Here is a 19,635-nt window from a genome sequence, read left to right as displayed (position 1 = left end):
CTATTGGCTGATCTTGATGATGTGATCGAGAATGGCCGGGTGTAGCGGACGATCGAACACGCAGCCCGATTCGTGCGCCCGGCTCCATTGCACCCGCGCACGGCGGCCTTCGAAGCCGGGCAGCATGATCCACAGATCATCCCCGGCTGTCAGCTTCATGAAGCTCTTGAGGCGGAATCCGGTGGTCGTGGCGTCCGCAATCTGGCTCTTGAACCAGGTTTCGCCCGGTCTGCGCACCCGAACGGTGATGAGCACCGACCGGCGGTCCGCCAGACGGCTATTGCCCCTGCTGAGTTCGGTTTGAAGTTTGGCGCCCATGATCCAATGCCGATTTGACCATCCGCATCATCCCCCATCAGGGTAAAGGAAGATTTAAGTCCCCGCGGGTCGCGCGCATTAAATAAGGCAGATAAAATAAGGGGCCGCCGAAGCAGCCCCCATCAAAGTCAGCGCGATAAGGCCGATTGCGTCACCCCTGCCCGCGCCCGGAAACGGGAAGTCAAACATTCCCGGCCAGACGGCGGCGGCGTATCCGGTCCTCAAACGCCCTTGTCTGTCGTGAACCGGGTCCTGGCGCTGCCAGAAACCGGTTCCGCTCTGATTTAGAACTTGCCGTACTGTTCGTTGCCGACGAAGCCCAGCTTGGTCACGCCGGCGCGCTTGATCTCCGCCAGCACCTCGTCAACGACGACATAGCGGGTCTGCGCATCCGGCTGGAACTGCAGCTCGGGTTCGACCGGCAACCGCAGCGACTGCTGCAGATACTGACGCAGGGTCAGCAGGTCGATGGCCGAACCGTTCCAGGTGATGATGCCGCCGGCATCGATCGCGACCTTGTTCTTGACCGGGTCGACGACACTGGCGGTCGGCGGCGCGTTCTGCGGCAGGTCGATCTTGACCGCGTGGGTCTGGATCGGAATGGTGATGATGAACATGATGAGGAGAACGAGCATGACGTCGATCAACGGCGTCGTGTTCATTTCCACCATCGGTTCGCCATCTTCACTTCCGGCACTCATTGCCATGGGGCGATACTCCTAAAACTTAAAGCCGGTGCGTCGTCGTGCCCGGTTCGGGCTCGGAGATGAAACCGACCTTCGGGAAACCGGCGCGCTGCATCGTATAGATGGTGCCACCGATGCACCGATAGGGAACGTTGATGTCGCCGCGGATATGCACTTCAGGCAGATCCTCGGGCGTCAGATTTTCAACGCCGCCCGCCTTCTTGATGTCCGCTTCGAGCTTCGCGACCGCACGGTCGAGCAGTTCGTCCGAAGACACCTTGGTCAGGTTCCAGTAGACCGCACAGCTGCCGTCAGACCCCTGCGTAACCGACAGGGAGACATTTTCCGGCTTCGTCGTCGTCGGCTCGAACGCGACCTTGGGGAGCTGTAGCTGAACCGTCTGGACGACGACCGGGACCGCGATGAGGAAGATGATGAGCAACACCAGCATGACGTCGACGAGCGGCGTCGTGTTGATGTCGGACATCGGCTTTTCTTCACCGCCGTCAGAGCCAACACTCATTGCCATTGATTATTTCCTAACATGCTTGTCGATGGCGCCCCGGCGTTCCGGGGCCCACGTCCGGCAGAGAACCGGGCGGTCGCAGCCGCCGCCCGGTCCTGCCGGCATCTCAGCCTATCAGGCCTTGGTCGGAGCAGCGGCCGGCTTGGCAGCGGCGGCGGCCGGAGCAGCGGCGACCGACGGCTTCACGGCGCCGTTCGACACCAGATAGGCCAGCAGGTCGACGGTGAAGCCGTTCAGCTGTTCGGCGATCGACTTGTTGCGGCGCTGCAGGAAGTTGTAGGCCAGCACCGCGGGAACGGCCACGGCCAGACCCAGAGCGGTCATGATCAGAGCTTCACCGACCGGGCCGGCGACGGCGTCGATCGAGGCCTGACCGGCGGCGCCGATCTTGATCAGAGCGCGGTAGATACCGATAACCGTACCGAACAGACCGATGAACGGCGAGGTCGAACCAACGGTCGCGAGGAAGGCGAGGCCGCCACCCAGGCTGGAGTTGATCGAGGCTTCCGAACGGGCCAGCGAGCCGTGCAGCCAGTCATGGGCTTCGACCGGGTCGGTCAGCTTGCCATGCTCGTCCTGGGCCTTGATGCCGTCGTCGACGATCTGCTTGTAGGCCGAATTCTTTTCGAGCTTGGCCGAAGCTTCCTTGAGGTTGGCCGAGCGCCAGAAGGTCGCGCGAACCTTCTTGCCCTGGTTGATGACCTTCTGCTGTTCGATCAGCTTGGTGAACAGGATGTAGAAGGTGCCGACCGACATGAGGCAGAGGATGCCGAAGACGGTCTGGGCGATGAGGCCGCCCTGCTGGAGCGCCTCCGCGAGGCCGTAAGGATTGGCCGACTTGGGAGCGGCGGCCGCTGCGATAGAGATCAACATGTTCAAGACTTCCCTCTCAAAGGATCAATAACTGGGGAAGGCGGCGGCCGGATCGTTCCTGGCCTGCCCGCCTGCCCTTCAAATCATTCCGGTAGACGCCAGGTGATGCGGCCGTTGTACGTGTCCGACATCGGCCCACCCCCGGCTGCGACAGCGGGCTTGAATCTCGCACGCTTGGGCAACAGGCGGCACGTCGCCTCGTCGAGATCGGCATGGCCGGTCGAAGAGGTGATGGTGCAGTTGGTCACGCGACCATCCGGACCGATTTCGAGCCGGAACCCAGCCGTACCCGAGCGTTCTTCACGCTGCGCACGGCTCGGATAGTCGGCGTCGCTGAGCCAGCTGCCGGGGCTGCTGCGCGGAGACGCACGGGATGCGGGCACTTCCGGCGGCGGCGGAGCCGGCGGCGGCGGTGCGGCGACCGGAACCGGATTGAACACCGGCGGGGGCGTGCGAACCGTCTGGATCGGCGGCGCCTGAACCGGGGTCTGCACGATCGGCGGCGGTGCGACGACCGGCGGCGGTTCGATCGGCTGATCTGGCGGCGGCGGCGGCGGCTCCTCGTCCGGTGGTGGCGGTTCCTCCTTCACGTCGATCACGTTCAGCTGTTCCGCCGCCTTTTTGACATATTTCATGCCAAGACCGGTGACGAAGGCATAACCCAGAACAGCGTGAATCAGGGCGACGATAATGATCGAGACTGTGCGACTCGATCCTTGCGAGTGGTCAGCATAGGCCATTCGGCAACGACACTCCTTAACTCAGCTTACTAGTTGATTATCGGCAAATAAGCCAAAAACGGCCCGAGCTGGCCAGGTCTCCCTGGTCATCTTGGCCCCTATCCGTCCATTTGCTACCGTGCGAACTCCTATCGCGGCGCATCGTGGCACGCAAACGCTTTATCGATATGATCATTTGCGACCGCCATTACACACCAGAAAGACTTGCATGTGACAAACATGTCACGGACTGCCATCATTAGGACGAAGATGAAACAGAAATCCACCATAGCCTTGCGGAAGCTCGCCTTCCTCTGCCTCATTTCCGCCGCACAATCGCAGATTTCCGTGGCTCAGACGCCATCCAGCCTATTGGTAGCGCAACCATACGAACGGGCCGTCGGACTGTCTTATGCGGACGTGGTCGACCTCGCGGATGCCGCCCCGCTGGTTGCACAGGCGCGGATTGGCAACATCATAAAATTGCGTCCCGAGCAGGCGGGAACTGTCCCGGCCGGCCATCAGAGGGTCTTTATCGAGGCGAATGTTATGACGCTGATTCGCGGCGAAGGGGGAATCAGTCCCACGGTCCGCTACCTCTATGACGCCCCGCTCGATGGACGGGGGAAGATGCCAAAGCTCAAGAAGGCGCAGGTCATCCTGTTCGCGCGGCCGGGTGGCCGGCCGGGTGAAATACAGCTCGTCGCACGCGATGCCCAGATCGCCGCCTCTCCCGCCGAACTGGATCGGGTGAAGACGATTCTGGCCGATCTGATCGCCAACGACGCGCCGCCGCGCATCACCGCCCTGGGCGACGCCTTCCATGTTGCGGGCACGATCGCGGGCGAGGGTGAGACGCAAATCTTCCTGCGCACTGAAAGCGGCCAGCCGGTGTCCTTGTCGATCCTGCGTCGACCCGGGCAGGAACCGCGCTGGGCGGTGGCACTGGGCGAGATCGTCGATGAAGCTGCCAGGCCGCCGGTGCGTGGCAGCCTGCTCTGGTATCGCCTTGCCTGCGGTTTGCCCGCCGAACTGCCCGCCAGATCGGTCCGCGCCCTTTCGGGACCGGATGCGGAGGCGGCTCGTGCCGATTACCGATTCGTACTGGATGCACTCGGCCCTTGCGGGCGCACGCGGGCAGCGAAATGATCGACATGGCGAATCCTGCTTTTCCTTGGACAGATACGCGCAGGCGGCTATCAGCGCCGCTTCACGCCTGACGGAAGGACAAGAGGAAGCCATGACCAATCTGCACCGCCATGCCCCGTTGCGCGTCGCGCTCGTCGGCCTCGGCACGGTGGGCGGGGGCGTCATTCGGCTGCTTCAGACGAATGCCGCCCTGATCGCGCGCCGCGCCGGTTGCCCGATCCAGATCGTCGCCATTTCCGCCCGCGACCGGAACAAGGATCGCGGCGTCGACCTGTCACCCTATGAATGGGTGGACGACATGACGACGCTCGCGACCCGTGACGACATCGACGTGGTGGTCGAACTGATCGGCGGAGCGGACGGCCCCGCCCTCACCCTTGCCCGCCAATGCCTGAGCGCGGGCAAGCCCTTCGTCACCGCGAACAAGGCGATGCTGGCACATCATGGCCTCGACCTTGCCGCCCTGGCGGAAAAGGCGGGCGTGGCGCTCAAATATGAAGCGGCGGTGGCAGGCGGCATCCCGGTCATCAAGGGCATGCGCGAGGGCGCGGCAGCGAACGAGATCAGCCGCGTCTACGGCATCCTCAACGGCACCTGCAACTACATCCTCACCACCATGGAGAAGGCCAAGGAATCCGGAAACCCCCGCGGGTTCGACGAGGTGCTGAAGGAAGCGCAGGAACTGGGCTATGCCGAGGCCGACCCCAGTTTCGACATCGATGGCGTCGATGCCGCGCACAAGCTGACGATCCTCGCCAGCCTCGCCTTCGGCACGGAGCTGGATTTCGATGCGGTCGCGATCACCGGCATTCGCCATGTCATCGCCGCCGATATCGCCGAAGCCGCCGCGCTGGGCTATCGCATCCGCCTGGTCGGCATGGCGGAGAACGGCCCAGACGGCCTGTTCCAGCGTGTCCATCCGATGCTGGTGCCGCTCGACCATCCGCTCGCCCATGTCGATGGGTCGCTGAACGCCGTGGTGGCCGAAGGCAATTTCGTCGGCCGCCTGTTCTTCCAGGGACGCGGCGCGGGCGATGGCCCCACCGCTTCGGCCGTGGTGGCGGACCTGATCGACGTGGCGCGCGACGAATATGGCGATGCGCTCGCCATGCCGGTCGCCGCCCTCGCCCAGCAGAAGCCCGCCGATGCCGGCAAGCGTGTCGGCCGCGCCTATCTGCGCTTCAAGGTCCAGGATCGCCCCGGCGTGCTGGCGGAAATCGCCGCCGCCACCCGCGACGCGGGCGTCTCGATCGAGAGCATGATCCAGCGCGGCGCGAATCAGGCGGACGGGGTTCTGGTGGCGATCGTCACCCATGCGGGCGAGGAGCGCTGCGTGCGCGAGACGCTGGAGCGGCTGGCCGGATCGGACAGCCTGCTCCAGACGCCCATGGTCATCCACATTCTCGACTGATCAGTCGGCCCCGAAGCTGCGCGCCAGCGTCCGTTCGATGGGTTCGCCCAGCCGGAAGATCTGACGGTTGGCGCGCTTGGGGCAATCCAGGTTGCCGATGATCCGGCAGGGTCGCGCGTCGAAACGATAGGCGTTCATCTTGCCATCGCTTGTGGGAGACGTGTCGCTGACGAGACGCGGCCCTTCCATCTCGCCGCCCGTGATGCAAAGCGAGGGCACGGCCTGGCAGGGCGCCGGGCGAACCCTGGCGATGCGATGCGGCACGCCTTCGGACTGGGCGGCAAGGCTGGCGGCCATCAACAGCAGGATCATCATCGCGGCCCTTCCGATTCTTTCCGGGCCAACGCGGCAAACGCCCTTCCGTTGCATTAAGCCTATGAAAAGCGCACCCTCGACAAGGATCGGCCAACATCCTATCGCGCTCCGCAAACGGCGTTGGAGAGGAAAGAAGATGGTGCAGGCAAGCTCGATACTCGATCGCGTGCTGGTGCTGGAAATGGTGCGCGTGACCGAAGCCGCCGCGATCGCCGCGTCGAAGCTGATCGGCCGGGGCGATGAAAAGGCCGCCGACGCGGCCGCGGTCGAAGCGATGCGCCTGGCCTTCAACGACCTCTATATGGACGGCACCGTCGTCATCGGCGAGGGGGAGCGCGACGAGGCCCCGATGCTCTATATCGGCGAAAAGGTCGGCAATGCGATCGGCAGCGGGCCGAAGATCGACATCGCGCTCGATCCGCTGGAAGGCACGACCATCACCGCCAAGGCAGGCCCCAACGCGCTCGCCGTGCTGGCCATTTCGGAGGAAGGCGGGCTGCTTAACGCCCCCGACGTCTATATGGAGAAGCTGGCCGTGGGTCCCGGCTATCCCGACGGCATCATCGACATGAACAGGCCGGTGAAGGACAATGTCGAGGCCGTCGCCAGGGCGAAGGGCGTCGACCCGCATGAGATCATCGTCTGCGTGCTGGACCGTCCGCGTCATGAAAAGCTTATCGCGGAGCTGCGCGCCATCGGTTGCGGCATCATGCTGATCCCCGACGGCGACGTCGCGGGCGTGATCGCGACCACCAATCCCGAAACCAATATCGACATCTATATGGGTTCGGGCGGCGCCCCGGAGGGCGTGCTGGCTTGTGCGGCGCTGCGCTGCGTCGGCGGGCAGTTCAAGGGCAAGTTGCTGTTCCGCAACGATGACGAGCGCGCCCGCGCGCGCAAATGGGGCATCACCGATCTCGACAAGGTCTATGACCTCAAGGAACTGGCCAAGGGGGACTGCATCTTCGCCGCGACCGGCGTGACCGACGGATCGCTGCTGGACGGGGTCAAGCGGCTGCCGGGCGGCAAGCTGACCACCGACAGCGTGGTGATGCGCGCCAGTACGGGCACCGTCCGCTGGGTGAAGGGCGAGCACCGGATCGACCGCAAGCCGCTCTGAATCCGCCCAGCGGGGTAAAAAAGGGCCCATGAACGGGCCCTTTCTTCACGCCATCGGCAGGATATAGAGCCTTAGCGGCCCGCGCGGTGGTTCAGATCGTGACCCAGCGCCAGGATCGCCACGCCCAGCAGGGTATAGGCGCTTTCCTGCAAGCCATGATCCATGGTCATGGCACCCGCCATGATGCCAAGACCCAGCGATCCGATCGCCGCCGGCATCATGTAACCGTGGGCAACCGCACCATGGCCCAGCGCCACCGCGCCCAATATGATCGCGAGCACCAGCCCCACTTCATGGAAGATCGGATTTTCGAAAATCCCACCCGCCGATGCCAATAATCCCAGCAGGACCGCGGTGATGAAGCAATGGGCGACGCACATTCCCGACAGCGCGATCGCGACACGGTCGATACGACCATTGAGCAGATGCTGTCGGAGGCTGATCGGCATGGTGGCAGCGATATAATCGAGGCAGGCGAAAGTTACAACATATCATCACCTGATTCTTTTGCCGGCGAGGCGTCTGCGTTCGGCCTACCCGGACCATCTTCCGATCGGATCGAGACGGAGAATGCTGCGGTCTTCTTTGTTTGCCGTGATGTCCGAGTCGCGAGATGTTCCATCTCGCTTGAAATCACTCTAGGCCGCCAGTCGCAGGCAGTTACGCCCGCTATGCTTGGCGCGATAAAGGGCCTTGTCCGCCGCCTCCAGGATCGAATCACGCCCGACGAGCGCGTCCAGCCCCACCAAGCCTGCGCTGAACGTCACACGGATCGCCTCGCCCGAATCGATCCGTACCGGGTTGGCCGCGACCATTTCGCGCAGCCGCTCGCAGATCATGCTGGCCCTCTCCACATCAGTGCCGCTCAGCAGGATGGCGAATTCCTCGCCGCCGAGTCGTCCGATGCTGTCGATGCTGCGCAATCCCGGCCGCAACCATTCGACGAAACCGGCCAACACCCGGTCGCCCGTGCCATGGCCGTAACGGTCGTTCACCGCCTTGAAATGATCGATGTCGATCAGCAGCAGGCAGGCCCGGCCGCCCCGCCGGACACGGCCGATCTCATCATCCAGCTTTTCCAGAAAAGCCCGCCGCGTATCCGCCCCGGTCAGCGAATCGAGCGCCGCCACCTGTTGCAGTGCACGCTGCCGTGCCTTGTGCCGGGACATGTCGCGGATGGTGCTGACGATGCCGGTGGGCAGCCCATGTTCGTCCACCACCGCCCGCGCGACCATCTCGCACCATTCCAGCCCGCGGGTCGAGACGAAGGGACGGAATTCGACCGTCTGCACGTCGCCCGGCTGCGCCAAGGCCCGGCCGATGGCGGCGCTCACATGGGCGCGGTCCTCCGGATCGACCAGATTGGCGGCATCCTGCCCGATCAGCAGTTCCGGCGCGCAGCCGATCTGCTCGGCGGCGGCAGGCGAGGCATATTCGATCAGCCCGCCCACGCTGATGTTGAGTACCACATCGCCGCTATGTTCGGCGATGGCGCGATAGCGCGCTTCGCTTTCCTGCAACATCTGGAACAGGCGACGGCGGCTGTTCAGCTCCGCCGCGACCGGCATGGACAGCAGGAAGGTCGAGGCGAGGAAGAACTGGAAATATTGTATCCGCTCACCCATTGTGCCGGGGATCATGTGCAACGGCCCATGCCCGGTCATCGTGGCCACACCGCCGATCGCCGCTAGGATCAGCACCGATGCCGAGGCCCCCAGATTGCCGACGCGAAAGACGATGACCACCATCGGCAGCAAAAGGGCGAACAGCATCGGATAGCGCGCGACGTAAAAGACATAGGCCGTCGCCAGGGCGAAGAAGAACAGCAGACCCCCCGCCTCCCATTTTTCCCGACGCAGCGTATGGCGGAACCAGCGACGCGCCTCCCCCTGCAACAGCATCATCAGGATCGGGGTGCAGGTCAGGCCGCCCAGTACATGCCCCGTATACCATTGCAGCCAGGATGCGCCGAAGGACACCGGGGTCAGGAGGGACGCGACCCACGCGGCCGCGACGCCCGCCAGCATGTTCGCCGGCCCGCACAGAGCCAGGGTGAAGATGAGCAGAGGCCGCATCGATCCGGCGAATTTCCGGCCCGGCGCGAACCGGCGGCAGACGAGCGCGACGATCAGCGCCTCCGCCAGGTTGATGATCGCCATCGGCACGGCCGCCAGCGGCCCCATGCCCCACAGGCTCGTCGCGGCCGCGCTGGCGACCCCGGCAGCGATCAGCAGGGCGGGCCAATCATTGATCCGCGAAGTCAGCAAGACCGCCATCAACAGCGCATTGGCGCCCCAGATGAAGGCAAGGCCCCCCTCGAATCGCGAATGGCCGAGGGCGAGCATCGCCAGCACGAAATAAGCGCAACCCAGCAACGCCGGCGTAAGGCTGGAATAGGAATGACGAAGAGTCGTTTGCATGTTCCCCCGCCCTACAGGCTTATCGTTAAAATATACTCACGATGATGATCTTACAAATGACCGATAGCGGCTGGGCGCGCGGATGCACGTCCTGCCGTTCCGGTCATGGACAGGCCTTATCCGGCCAATTGGCGCGCGATCAGTGCATCCCATCGGGCCAGCCTTTCCGTCCGCCTGCCCACGGCCATGGCAGGCGTGAAACGGGTCATGACGGTCCCCATCGCCGGCGCCGCCCTTTCCAGCGAGGGGTGCAGGCCGCAACCCACCGCCGCGAGCATCGCTGCTCCCTTGGCGGTGGTCTCGACATCGGCAGGGCGGTCGACGGCCAGGTCGAGCATGTCCGCCAGATCCTGCGCGATCCAGTCGTTCGCGCTCATCCCGCCGTCGATCCGCAGCATGCGCCACCCTGCCCCATCGGCCGCGAAGGCACCGGCCAGATCGCACAGCTGATGCGACAGGGATTCAAGCGCCGCCCGCACGATATGCGCCCGGCCGGTCCCCTGCATCAGCCCGCTGATGACCCCTGTCGCATCCGGCCGCCAATGCGGCGCGCCCAGTCCCGCCAGCGCGGGCAGCATCATGACCCCGCCATTGTCGGGCACGGAACGCGCCAGTGCCTCCGTCTCCTCCGCGCTGGCGATCAGGCCGAGCTGGTCGCGCAGCCACTGGATCAGGCTGCCCGCGACGAACACCGATCCTTCCAGCGCATAGACGCGTTCCCCCGACAACCGGTAGAGCAGGGTCCCGAGCAGCCGGTTGTGCGACACCGGAACCACGCCTCCCCGATTGGCGAGGATGAAGGCCCCGGTGCCCAGCGTCGCCTTGGCATCGCCGGGCGTCAGGCAGGCCTGGCCGATGGTCGCCGCCTGCTGGTCGCCCGCGAGGCCCCGGATCGGGATAGGCAGCCCGAACCATTCCGCCAGCGTCTCGCCAAAGGGCCCCGCATTGTCGCTTATCTCCGGCAGGGCCTGGCGGGGCACGCCGAAGAGATCGCACAATTCCGCGTCCCAACCTTCGCCGGCCAGCGCCATGAGCTGGGTGCGGCTGGCATTGCTGGCGTCGCTGATGTGCAGCCCGCCGGTCAGCTTCCACACCAGCCAGCTTTCCATCGTGCCGAAGGCCAGCGAAGCGCCCGCCGCCCTCAGCGCGGGTTCATGATCCAGCAGCCAGCGCATCTTGGTGGCGGAGAAATAGGGATCGATCACCAGCCCGGTGCGCCGCTGGACCGTCGCCTCATGCCCGGCCTCCCGCAGCGCCGTGCAATGGTCGGCGGTGCGGCGATCCTGCCAGACGATGGCGCGGGCCAGCGGAGCGCCCGTTCGCCGGTCCCAGGCGACCACCGTCTCGCGCTGGTTGGTGATACCGATGGCGGCGATGCGATCCGGCCCGCCGGCCTGTTCGACCATCCGCCGCGCGCAGTCCAGCGTCCGGTTCCAGATTTCGATGGCATCATGCTCGACCCAGCCGGGCTGCGGATAATATTGCGTGATCTCCGCCTGCGCCACGCCCAGCCGTCCGCCGTCCGGGGCATAGAGCATGGCCCGCGTCGAGGTGGTGCCCTCATCCAGCACCAGGATCAGCCGGTCGTTCATCCCCCCTCCTCCAGCCAGTTTTCCAGCCGTGCTTTCTGTACCGCGTCAAGGCGCAGGCCCAGTTTCGTGCGACGCCACAAGATATCCTCGGCGCTGGCCGCCCATTCACGGGTCTTCAGATAACGGATTTCGGCCTGGGTCAGCCCATGGCCGAAATGGACGCCCAATGCCGCCATGTCCTGCGCATCCCCCAGCCAGTCCCGCGCCCGCGTGCCATAGGCGCAGGCAATCCGCTGAAGCGATGCATAGTCGAGAAAGGGATAGTCGCAGCCCAGATCGGCGATCAGTTGATCCAGCCCCTTCATCGGGAAATCACCGCCGGGCAAGGGGGCGTCCGCCGTCCAGTCGCCGCCCGACAGGCCCGGCAGATGGGATTTCAGCATCTCCACTGCCTCGGCCGCGAGATGACGATAGGTGGTGATCTTGCCACCGAAGACGCTGAGCAGCGGCGCCTCCCCCTCCCCACCCTCCAGTTCGAGCCGATAGCCGCGCGTCGCCGCCTCCGGCCGGCCGGAGCCGTCATCGACCAGCGGACGTATCCCGGCATAGGACCAGAGCACATCCTCCGGTCCGATCGACCGCGCGAAATAGCGGTTCGCGCCTTCGCAGAGATAGGCAATCTCCTCCTCGTCCGGCTGCGGTCGATCGACCGGACCGTCATGATCGCGGTCGGTCGTGCCGATCAGCGTGAAGTCGCGCTGATAGGGAATGGCAAAGAAGATACGGCCGTCGGGCAACTGGAAGAAATAAGCGAAACCATGGTCGAACAGCCGCCGCACGACGATATGCGAGCCCCGTACCAGACGCATGCGCCGGTCGCTGCCCTCCTGCGCGCGGTGCAGCAGGTCCAGCACTGACGGCCCCGCCGCGTTGACCACCGCGCGTGCCCGGAAATGCGCGTGCGGTGTCCGGATCGTCCAGAGACCGTCCGCCCTTTCCAGCCGAAGCGCCTCCGTCCGGGGACGGATATCGGCCCCCCGGTCCGCCGCATCGCGCGCATTCAGGATGACCAGCCGGGCGTCATCGACGCAGCCGTCCGAATAGATGTAGGCCTTGCGAAAACCGCGCTTGAGCGGCTGGCCCGCCGGATGATGGCGCAAGTCGACCGCCTCGGTCGGTGGCAGGGCACGGCGGCCCCCGATATGATCGTAGAGAAGGAGCCCCAGCCGCAGCAGCCAGCGCGGACGCAGGCCCGGCACCCAGGGCAGCACGAAGCGCATCGGTTGGATGATGTGGGGCGCGATTGCCCAGAGCCGTTCGCGCTCGGACAGGGATTCCCGCACGAGCGCGAATTCATAATGCTCCAGATAGCGCAGTCCGCCATGGATCAGCTTGGTCGAGGCGGAGGACGTACCCTGCGCCAGGTCGCCGCGCTCCAGCAGCAGCACCCGGGCGCCGCGGCCCGCCGCGTCGCGGGCGATGCCACAACCGTTGATCCCGCCGCCGATGATGGCGAGATCATAGGGGGCAGGCTCTGTCTCCCTGGTCACGGGTGAGAGCCTATCGTGCTTTTCGCATTTGCGGAACCGTCATGCCGAACCAGGTTCGGCAGGGAACAAGGGATCAGGAAGGCCGGCTGTCGGATGAAGGGGCAGGCGCGCGTGCCGCGCTCAGGCCTTTTCCAGCGTGCATTGCAACGGATGCTGGTTCTGCCGGGCGAAGTCCATCACCTGGTTCACCTTGGTCTCCGCCACCTCATAGCTGAAGATGCCGCAGACCCCGACGCCGCGCTGGTGGACATGCAGCATCACGCGGGTCGCCTCCTCCATGTCCATGCGGAAGAATTGCTGGAGGACATGGACGACGAATTCCATCGGCGTGTAATCGTCGTTGAGCATCAGCACCTTGTAGAGCGAGGGCTTTTTCGTCCGGGCGCGGGTGCGCGTGGCAATGCCGACATTGGGGCCACCGGAGCCGTCGCCCTGGTCGTCCTGATCCTTGCCCGCCATCATCGCGGGATATGCCGATGTCGAAATGCTGCTCATGATGGGGAAGGATATGGCGATTCCCCCTTTCAAGGCAAGGGGTCGGACGGGCCGTAAACCATGCTTCTGTCCGGGTGTTCGAGATTGAACCTGAAATTTTGTCTCAGGATGGATCGAATGGGCAGTTTCAGATCAATATCCCAAGGCCGGAACCAAAGGCCTGTCAAAAAGAAACGGCCCCCGCCCGAAAGCGGAAGCCGTTCCTTCCATTTCGCAAGCCCGCGGGCAGGATCAGGCGACGAGCGCCTTCACCTCATGGCTGGTCAAGCCGCCAGCGCCTTCACCTTGTCGGTCACGACAGTGACGCGCGCGGTCAGCGGCGAAGCGACGTCGCCGGCCAGCTTGATCAGTGCTTCGCTGCTCTTGGCGGCTTCCTTCGTGAACTCGTCGAAGCTGCTCGAGAAGAGCTGGCTCTGGAGCTGGAAGAATTCGGTCGGCGTCTTCACGGTCGAGAAGCTCTTGAACGAGGCGGTCGCCTTTTCGAAGCTCTTCTTGCTGTAATCGACGGCTTCCTGGCCCAGGGTTTCGAAACCCTTGGCCGCGATCTTGCCGGATTCGACCAGCGCTTCGACATTGCCCTTGGCGATGTCGCTGAATTCCTCGATCGCCTTGGTCGACTTCTCGACGCTGACCTTCGCCTTCTCGTTCAGGTCGGCATAGACCGTTTCGAGCTTGGCCTTGGTTTCCTCGGCGAATTTCTTTCCGGTTTCGATCACGTCGTTCATCATCTTCGTTCCTTCTGTGGCGGGCAGCAATTTGGGCTCTAATGGCCCGGCCTTAAACGACAGGCTCTTCGATTCTTTCGGTTCCGGCGGCGTCACTTTCGCGGCCGGTTCGATCTTGGGCGGGGCAACCTTGGGTGTTTCCACCTTGGTCGCCGCAGCGACAGGGGCCGGCTCCGGCGTCCTGGCCTTGACGGGCTCAGGCTTGACCAGTTCCGGTTCCGGTGCGGCATCGACCGCGGTCGTCGCGGCAATCACCGCCACCGGATCGGCCTTGGCAACAGGCGCCGCTTTGACCGGACGCGTTGCCGGTTTGACCGGGGCGGGTGTGGCCGGGGCCGGTTTCTTGGCGACGGGTTTCACCGGCGCCTTTATCGCGGCTTCGGCGGCCTTCAACGCCTCCGTGGCGGACAGCGTCGACGAGGTCTTCTTCGCGACGGGCTTCTTACGCACTGGCTTTGGGGTAACGGCCATGGACCATCCTCCATTTGTTGCAGTGCACAATATAGCGTTCGCGCCCATGTTGCAAGCGCTTTTGTGCGCTGCAACAAAACTGCCATATGCGGCTCGCCGCCAAGGAAAGGCGGGCTACCGCAAATCCCCGGGAATCAAGGATTCAGCGCGCTTTTACGTAACGGCCCGGGGCGTCCTCGATCGCCTTGAGTCGTCCCTTGCCCGGCTGGCGCGCGCCCCTGACCGGCACGCTGGCATGGCCCTGCCCGCGAATCCAGTCGATCCAGTCAGGCCACCAGCTGCCCCTGGTCTCCTTCGCTTGCGCAAGAAAGGCGTCGAGGGTCGGTTGCGATTCGTCGCAGGCCCAATATTGATATTTGCCGGCGGCCGGGGGATTGACCACGCCCGCAATATGGCCCGAACCCGCGAGCAGGAAGCGGACCGGGCCGGACAGATGCTGGGTCAGCTTCCACACGCTTTCCAGCGGGGCGATATGATCCTCCCGCCCCGCCTGCACATAGGCGGGGGTCCTGATCTGGCGCAGGTCGATGGGCGTCCCCGCGATGTTGATCGCGCCCGGCTGCACGAGCAGATTGTCGCGATAGAGCTGGGTCAGATAATCCCTGTGCCAGCGTGCGGGCAGATTGGTGGTATCGCCGTTCCAGTAGAGCAGGTCGAAGGGCGGATAATCCTGCCCCAGCAGGTAATTGTTGACCACATAGTTCCAGATGAGGTCGCGCCCGCGCAGCAGGTTGAAGGTCGCCGCCATATAGCGCCCGTCCAGGAAACCGCCGGAGGAAAGCTGCTCCACCATCTTCATCTGATCGTCGTCGACGAACAGGGTGAGGTCGCCCGCCTGGGAAAAATCGACCTGCGCCGTGAAGAAGGTGGCGCTGGCGACCTTGTCCGCCTCCCCCCGCGCCGCCAGCAACGCCAGCGTGGCGGCCAGGGTGGTGCCCGCGACGCAATAGCCGATGGTGTGGACGCTCGGCACCTTGAGCAGATCGCGCACCGTGTCGATCGCGTCGATCTGGCCGTTCAGGATATAATCGTCCCAGACAAGGTCCTTCATCGAGGCATCGGCAGACTTCCACGATATCAGGAAGACACTGAGCCCCTGATCGACCGCCCATTTGACGAAGCTTTTTTCCGGCGCGAGATCGAGAATGTAGAAGCGATTGATCCAGGGCGGAAAGATCAGCAACGGCGTTTCGAGCACCGTTTCCGTCGTCGGCGCATAATGGATGAGCTGGTAGAGCGGGGTTTCCTTGATCACCTTGCCCGGCGTCGAGGCGATGTTGCGTCCCAGTTCGAACGCCATGCCGTCGGTATGGGTGAGCTGACCCTTTTCCAGATCGGCCAGCATATGCTGGAGGCCCTTCACCAGATTTTCGCCGCCGCTCTGGATCGTCTTCTGCACGACCATGGGATTGGTCAGCGGGAAATTGCTGGGCGCCATCGCATCGAGCATGCCGGTGGTGGCGAAGCGCAGCTTGGCCTTCTGCTTCGGATCGACGCCGTCGACAGCGTCCGCCAGCTTCAACAGATAGTCGGAGAGCAGCAGATAGCTTTGCCGGATCAGGTCGTAGAAGGGATGTTCGGTCCACGCCGGGTCCGCAAAGCGCCGGTCCTTGACGGCTGCGGGACTGCCGGAGGGCGGTGCGTCGGGCCGGTCCCGCAGCAATCCGCCCGAATCGAGGAAACGCTGCCAGAGCGCGAGCCCTTCGTCGGCGAAGCTGGTCTGGATACGCGACACGGCCTCGGGATCGAAGGGCAAGGTGCGGCCGGTCGCGCCCGCCGCCTGTTCCAGCAGCAATTGCTGGGCGCGGCCCAGCACCTGTGTCCATTGCTGCATTTCCTCAAGCGTGGGTAGATGGGGTTCCATGATGTCCTGTGCTGTCATGGCCACCTTCCTTCGCCTGGCATGGTCGGGTTCGCCGCTTTCACTGGCGCGTCGCAGTCCGGCGGGTTATAGCCGGATTGTGACAAGCCGAATGCGCGTCACGCACTATTCCTTACAGCGAGCTTTCAGGAAAGCCCCAAAAATGTCCGAAGAATTCTACCGCATGAAGCGTCTGCCGCCCTATGTCATCGCCGAAGTGAATGCGATGCGGGCCGCCGCGCGCGCCGCGGGGGAGGACATTATCGACCTGGGCATGGGCAATCCCGACCTGCCGCCGCCCGACCATGTGATCGCCAAGCTGTGCGAAGTCGCGCAGAAACCGAGCGCGCACGGCTATTCCCAGTCCATGGGGATACCGGGGCTGCGCAAGGCGCAGGCCAATTATTATGGCCGCCGCTTCGGCGTCGATCTGGACCCGGAAACCGAAGTCGTCGTGACCATGGGGTCGAAGGAGGGGCTGGCCAGTCTCGCCACCGCGATCACCGCACCGGGCGATGTCGTGCTGGCGCCCAATCCCAGCTACCCGATCCACATGTTCGGCTTCATCATCGCGGGCGCGACCATCCGCTCCGTGCCGACCACGCCGGACGAACATTATTGGCAGTCGCTGGAACGGGCGATGGCCTTCACCGTGCCGCGTCCCTCTATCCTGGTCGTCGGCTATCCCAGCAACCCGACGGCGGAAACGGTCGACCTCGCCTTCTACGAGCGGCTCGTCGCCTGGGCGAAGGAGAATAATGTCTGGGTGCTGAGCGACCTTGCCTATTCCGAACTTTATTATGACGGCAATCCGACGCCCTCCATCCTTCAGGTGCCGGGCGCCAAGGATGTGGCGGTGGAGTTCACGTCGCTGTCGAAGACCTATTCGATGGCGGGCTGGCGCATCGGCTTCGCGGTCGGCAACAGGAAGCTGATCGCGGCATTGAAGCGGGTGAAGAGCTATCTCGACTACGGCGCGTTCACACCCATCCAGGCGGCCGCTTGCGCGGCATTGAACGGGCCGCAGGACATCGTGCAGAAGAATCGCGAACTTTATCACAAGCGCCGCGACGTGATGGTGGAGGCCTTTGGCCGGGCGGGGTGGGACATTCCCGCGCCCCGGGCCTCGATGTTCGCCTGGGCGCCGCTGCCCCCTGCCCTCAAGGAGATGGGGAGCCTGGAATTTTCCAAGCAGCTGCTGACCCATGCCAAGGTCGCGGTCGCGCCGGGGGTCGGCTATGGCGAAGATGGCGAGGGCTATGTCCGCATCGCCATGGTCGAGAATGAGCAGCGGTTGCGGCAGGCCGCGCGCAACATCAAGCAGTATCTGAAGTCCATGGGCGTCAACACGCCTGCCAAGGGCGCTGCCTGAACCAAGCGACAAACGGTCAGACTATGAGGAGGGCGCTTCGGCCAACCGGCCATGGCGCCCTTTCTTTTTTCCAGCTCATGGCATTTGGGGCCTTGTCATTTATACCGCCCTGCGCTGCTTTGGCGCATGGGGAGAAAAGCGCGCATATGATTGCACTGCCACAGGTTTCCCAGGTCGCGCAGACCATTCAGCTGGCCCTTGCGCCGGTCTTCCTGCTCGCGGGCATCGGCGCGTTCCTGAATGTCTGCGTCGGCCGGCTGGCGCGCATCATCGACCGGGCGCGGAAGGTGGAGGAGAAGATCCTTGAATCCCGCGGCAAGGAACATGACCGGATGGTGAGCGAGATCCGCGTGCTCGACCGGCGGATGAGCGTGGTCAACGGCGCGATCTTCCTGTCGGTGGCATCGGCCTGTGCGGTCTGTCTGGTGGTCATTCTGCTGTTCGCGGCCAATCTGCTGGGATCGCATCTGGGAACGCCGATCGCGATCCTGTTCAGCCTGGCCATGGTGTTGCAGGCGGCGGCCTTCGGCACCTTCATCCAGGAAATCCGGCTGGCGTCGCGGACCATTCATATCCGCAACGAAGTGCTCTACCATCAGGTGGAGGAAGAGAGCGGGGAATGACGAAGTTCACGGTCAACGATCGGCCGGTCCAGTACCGGATGGACCCGGCGACACCACTGCTCTGGGCCTTGCGGGATGCGTCCAACCTGACGGGCACCAAATATGGCTGCGGCACCGGGGACTGCGGCGCCTGCACGGTCGATATCGATGGGGAGGCCGTTCGGTCCTGCCAGGTGACGATCGCGGCGACCGAGGGGAAGTTCGTCACCACCATAGAGGGCCTGTCGCCCGATCGGGGCCATCCGTTGCAGCAGGTGTTCGCGGCGGACAATGTGTCGCAATGCGGTTATTGCATTCCCGGCGTCATCATGACGGCGGCGGCGCTGCTGCGGCGGACCGCCGATCCGAGCGACGAGGAGATCGATGCCGCGCTGACCAATATCTGCCGTTGCGGCATCTATCCGCGCCTGAGGGGTGCGATCCAGCGCGCGGGGCGGGTGATGCGGGGCGAGGAGGTGGTGGACCCCGTGCCGCCTTCGGGGATCACCCCCGACGAAGCGGCGAAGGCGGTCCCGGCGCTGCGCAAACCATGAACGTCGTCGTCAATCGAAACGGTATCCGGAGACGGCCCAACCCATAACGCTTCCGTTATGATTTTTCGTGGCGGTGCCGTCGCCGCCGGCGCCCAACGCGACCATCAGGGGAAGGAGATGTTCCTCGCGCGGATGGGCGAAACGGGCGTGGGGCAGATCGGCCCAGGCGGCGACGCGACGAGCGCGGCGGGCCGGGTCGGCATCGGTCACGGCGGCGGTCAGGGCGTCGTCCCAGACTTGCGAAGGCTCGATCGCCTGGGGGCCGCGAACCCGCAGATTGTGGAAGCTGAGGCCCGAACCGATGATGAGCACGCCCTCGTCGCGCAAGGGTGCCAGGGCGCGACCCGCGGCAATATGCGCCTGGGGATCGAGATCATGGCGAAGCGAGAGTTGCGCCAGAGGAATGTCGGCATCGGGCAGCGCGACCTTCATGGGAATGAAGACGCCATGGTCCCATCCCCGCTCCTCCTCCGCATCGGTGGGGAAGCCGGCCCGTTCCAGCAGGTCCGCAGCGCGGCGGGCCAGCGCAGGCGCGCCGGGCGCATCCCAGCGCAGCGTGTAGGTGTGCGGCGGGAAGCCATAATAGTCGAACAGCAGGCCGGGACGTTCACCTGTGTGGACGGTGAAACGGCTCTCCTCCCAATGACCCGAGACGAGCAGGATCGCCTTGGGCCGTTCGGGCAGGGTGGCGACGATGCCCGCCAGATAGTCCTGCATCGGCTGCCACATCGGGTCGCTGTGCGGACGGTCGGGATCGCTGGGGTCCATGAAGAAGCATGGGCCGCCGCCATGGGGGATGAAGAGGGTCGGTTGTCTCATGCCCGGTTAGATCGGGGCAATCGGATCGGGGTTCAAGCGGGCGGGTGGAAACGGATTGTTTCGCAGGCCCGACGCGTCAAAGGCCCAAGGACCAGAAGGGTCCCGGATCAGGCCGGG

20 protein-coding genes are annotated in these 19,635 nt (G+C 64.4%); 6 read left to right on the top strand and 14 right to left on the bottom strand.

Annotated features, from left to right (window positions below):
* From CAF53_RS11340 to CAF53_RS11320, 5 genes are all read right to left on the bottom strand, one after another.
* Complete coding sequence (locus CAF53_RS11340; RefSeq protein ID WP_046763581.1) at positions 1–318, bottom strand: pilus assembly protein PilZ; 318 nt, start codon at positions 316–318, stop codon at positions 1–3.
* A gap of 284 nt (positions 319–602) precedes the next feature.
* Positions 603–1,025, bottom strand: coding sequence for a biopolymer transporter ExbD (locus CAF53_RS11335; protein ID WP_046763582.1), 423 nt, complete (start codon positions 1,023–1,025; stop codon positions 603–605).
* A 19-nt stretch (positions 1,026–1,044) separates the two neighbouring features.
* Entirely contained in the window at positions 1,045–1,533 is a 489-nt protein-coding gene (locus CAF53_RS11330; RefSeq protein WP_046763583.1) for a biopolymer transporter ExbD, read from the bottom strand.
* A gap of 111 nt (positions 1,534–1,644) precedes the next feature.
* Positions 1,645–2,403: a MotA/TolQ/ExbB proton channel family protein gene (locus tag CAF53_RS11325; protein WP_046763584.1), complete on the bottom strand. Its 759-nt coding sequence runs from the start codon at positions 2,401–2,403 to the stop codon at positions 1,645–1,647.
* Positions 2,404–2,486: 83 nt separating this feature from the next.
* On the bottom strand, positions 2,487–3,143 hold the full coding sequence (locus CAF53_RS11320; RefSeq protein WP_046763585.1) for an energy transducer TonB: 657 nt from the start codon (positions 3,141–3,143) through the stop codon (positions 2,487–2,489).
* 249 nt (positions 3,144–3,392) lie between these two features.
* On the opposite strand from CAF53_RS11320, the gene CAF53_RS11315 reads away from it, so the two are divergent.
* Positions 3,393–4,271, top strand: a complete 879-nt coding sequence (locus tag CAF53_RS11315; protein WP_100238099.1) for a hypothetical protein — start codon at positions 3,393–3,395, stop codon at positions 4,269–4,271.
* Positions 4,272–4,362: 91 nt separating this feature from the next.
* Positions 4,363–5,682 carry a homoserine dehydrogenase gene (locus CAF53_RS11310; protein WP_046763587.1) on the top strand — a complete coding sequence of 440 codons (1,320 nt, stop codon included), beginning with the start codon at positions 4,363–4,365 and terminating at the stop codon, positions 5,680–5,682.
* Here the strand turns inward: CAF53_RS11310 and CAF53_RS11305 are convergent, their stop codons facing one another.
* Positions 5,683–5,997 carry a hypothetical protein gene (locus tag CAF53_RS11305; RefSeq protein WP_046763588.1) on the bottom strand — a complete coding sequence of 105 codons (315 nt, stop codon included), beginning with the start codon at positions 5,995–5,997 and terminating at the stop codon, positions 5,683–5,685.
* 136 nt (positions 5,998–6,133) lie between these two features.
* Here CAF53_RS11305 and glpX point away from each other — a divergent pair, with 136 nt between their 5' ends.
* Positions 6,134–7,117: a class II fructose-bisphosphatase gene (gene glpX, locus CAF53_RS11300; protein ID WP_046763589.1), complete on the top strand. Its 984-nt coding sequence runs from the start codon at positions 6,134–6,136 to the stop codon at positions 7,115–7,117.
* A 71-nt stretch (positions 7,118–7,188) separates the two neighbouring features.
* Here the strand turns inward: glpX and CAF53_RS11295 are convergent, their stop codons facing one another.
* The 7 genes from CAF53_RS11295 to phaC all read right to left on the bottom strand — a co-directional run bounded on the left by CAF53_RS11295 (position 7,189) and on the right by phaC (position 16,192).
* Complete coding sequence (locus CAF53_RS11295; RefSeq protein ID WP_046763590.1) at positions 7,189–7,566, bottom strand: MerC domain-containing protein; 378 nt, start codon at positions 7,564–7,566, stop codon at positions 7,189–7,191.
* A 189-nt stretch (positions 7,567–7,755) separates the two neighbouring features.
* A complete protein-coding gene (locus CAF53_RS11290) occupies positions 7,756–9,537 on the bottom strand; it encodes a diguanylate cyclase (RefSeq protein WP_100238098.1) in 1,782 nt (593 codons plus the stop codon).
* Positions 9,538–9,653: 116 nt separating this feature from the next.
* The gene (locus CAF53_RS11285) at positions 9,654–11,129 is read right to left on the bottom strand and encodes a glycerol kinase (RefSeq protein WP_100238097.1); all 1,476 of its coding nucleotides are present in this window, start codon (positions 11,127–11,129) and stop codon (positions 9,654–9,656) included.
* Positions 11,126–12,619: a glycerol-3-phosphate dehydrogenase gene (locus CAF53_RS11280; protein WP_046763593.1), complete on the bottom strand. Its 1,494-nt coding sequence runs from the start codon at positions 12,617–12,619 to the stop codon at positions 11,126–11,128. Before CAF53_RS11280 ends, CAF53_RS11285 begins: the two co-directional genes overlap by 4 nt.
* 120 nt (positions 12,620–12,739) lie before the next feature.
* Positions 12,740–13,114 (bottom strand): ATP-dependent Clp protease adapter ClpS, encoded by a 375-nt coding sequence (clpS, locus tag CAF53_RS11275; RefSeq protein ID WP_046763594.1) that lies wholly within the window; start codon positions 13,112–13,114, stop codon positions 12,740–12,742.
* 263 nt (positions 13,115–13,377) lie between these two features.
* A complete protein-coding gene (locus CAF53_RS11270; RefSeq protein ID WP_046763595.1) occupies positions 13,378–14,310 on the bottom strand; it encodes a phasin family protein in 933 nt (310 codons plus the stop codon).
* 142 nt (positions 14,311–14,452) lie between these two features.
* The gene (gene phaC, locus CAF53_RS11265) at positions 14,453–16,192 is read right to left on the bottom strand and encodes a class I poly(R)-hydroxyalkanoic acid synthase (RefSeq protein ID WP_100238095.1); all 1,740 of its coding nucleotides are present in this window, start codon (positions 16,190–16,192) and stop codon (positions 14,453–14,455) included.
* Positions 16,193–16,334: 142 nt separating this feature from the next.
* Between phaC and CAF53_RS11260 the strand changes: the two genes are divergently transcribed.
* From CAF53_RS11260 to CAF53_RS11250, 3 genes are all read left to right on the top strand, one after another.
* Entirely contained in the window at positions 16,335–17,543 is a 1,209-nt protein-coding gene (locus CAF53_RS11260) for an LL-diaminopimelate aminotransferase (protein ID WP_046763597.1), read from the top strand.
* Positions 17,544–17,689: 146 nt separating this feature from the next.
* Entirely contained in the window at positions 17,690–18,166 is a 477-nt protein-coding gene (locus CAF53_RS11255; protein ID WP_046763598.1) for a DUF2721 domain-containing protein, read from the top strand.
* Positions 18,163–18,699 carry a (2Fe-2S)-binding protein gene (locus CAF53_RS11250; RefSeq protein WP_046763599.1) on the top strand — a complete coding sequence of 179 codons (537 nt, stop codon included), beginning with the start codon at positions 18,163–18,165 and terminating at the stop codon, positions 18,697–18,699. The genes CAF53_RS11255 and CAF53_RS11250 overlap by 4 nt, the downstream gene beginning before the upstream one ends.
* A 9-nt stretch (positions 18,700–18,708) precedes the next feature.
* On the opposite strand, the gene CAF53_RS11245 is transcribed toward CAF53_RS11250, so the two are convergent.
* Positions 18,709–19,518 (bottom strand): class III extradiol ring-cleavage dioxygenase, encoded by an 810-nt coding sequence (locus CAF53_RS11245; RefSeq protein WP_046763600.1) that lies wholly within the window; start codon positions 19,516–19,518, stop codon positions 18,709–18,711.
* Positions 19,519–19,635: the final 117 nt, after the last annotated feature.

Origin of the sequence: Sphingobium sp. LB126, from assembly GCF_002795205.1 — a bacterium.
GTDB lineage: Bacteria > Pseudomonadota > Alphaproteobacteria > Sphingomonadales > Sphingomonadaceae > Sphingobium > Sphingobium chungbukense.
The sequence above is the reverse complement of the archived record's forward strand: the minus strand, read 5'-3'. Positions and strand labels throughout refer to the sequence as shown.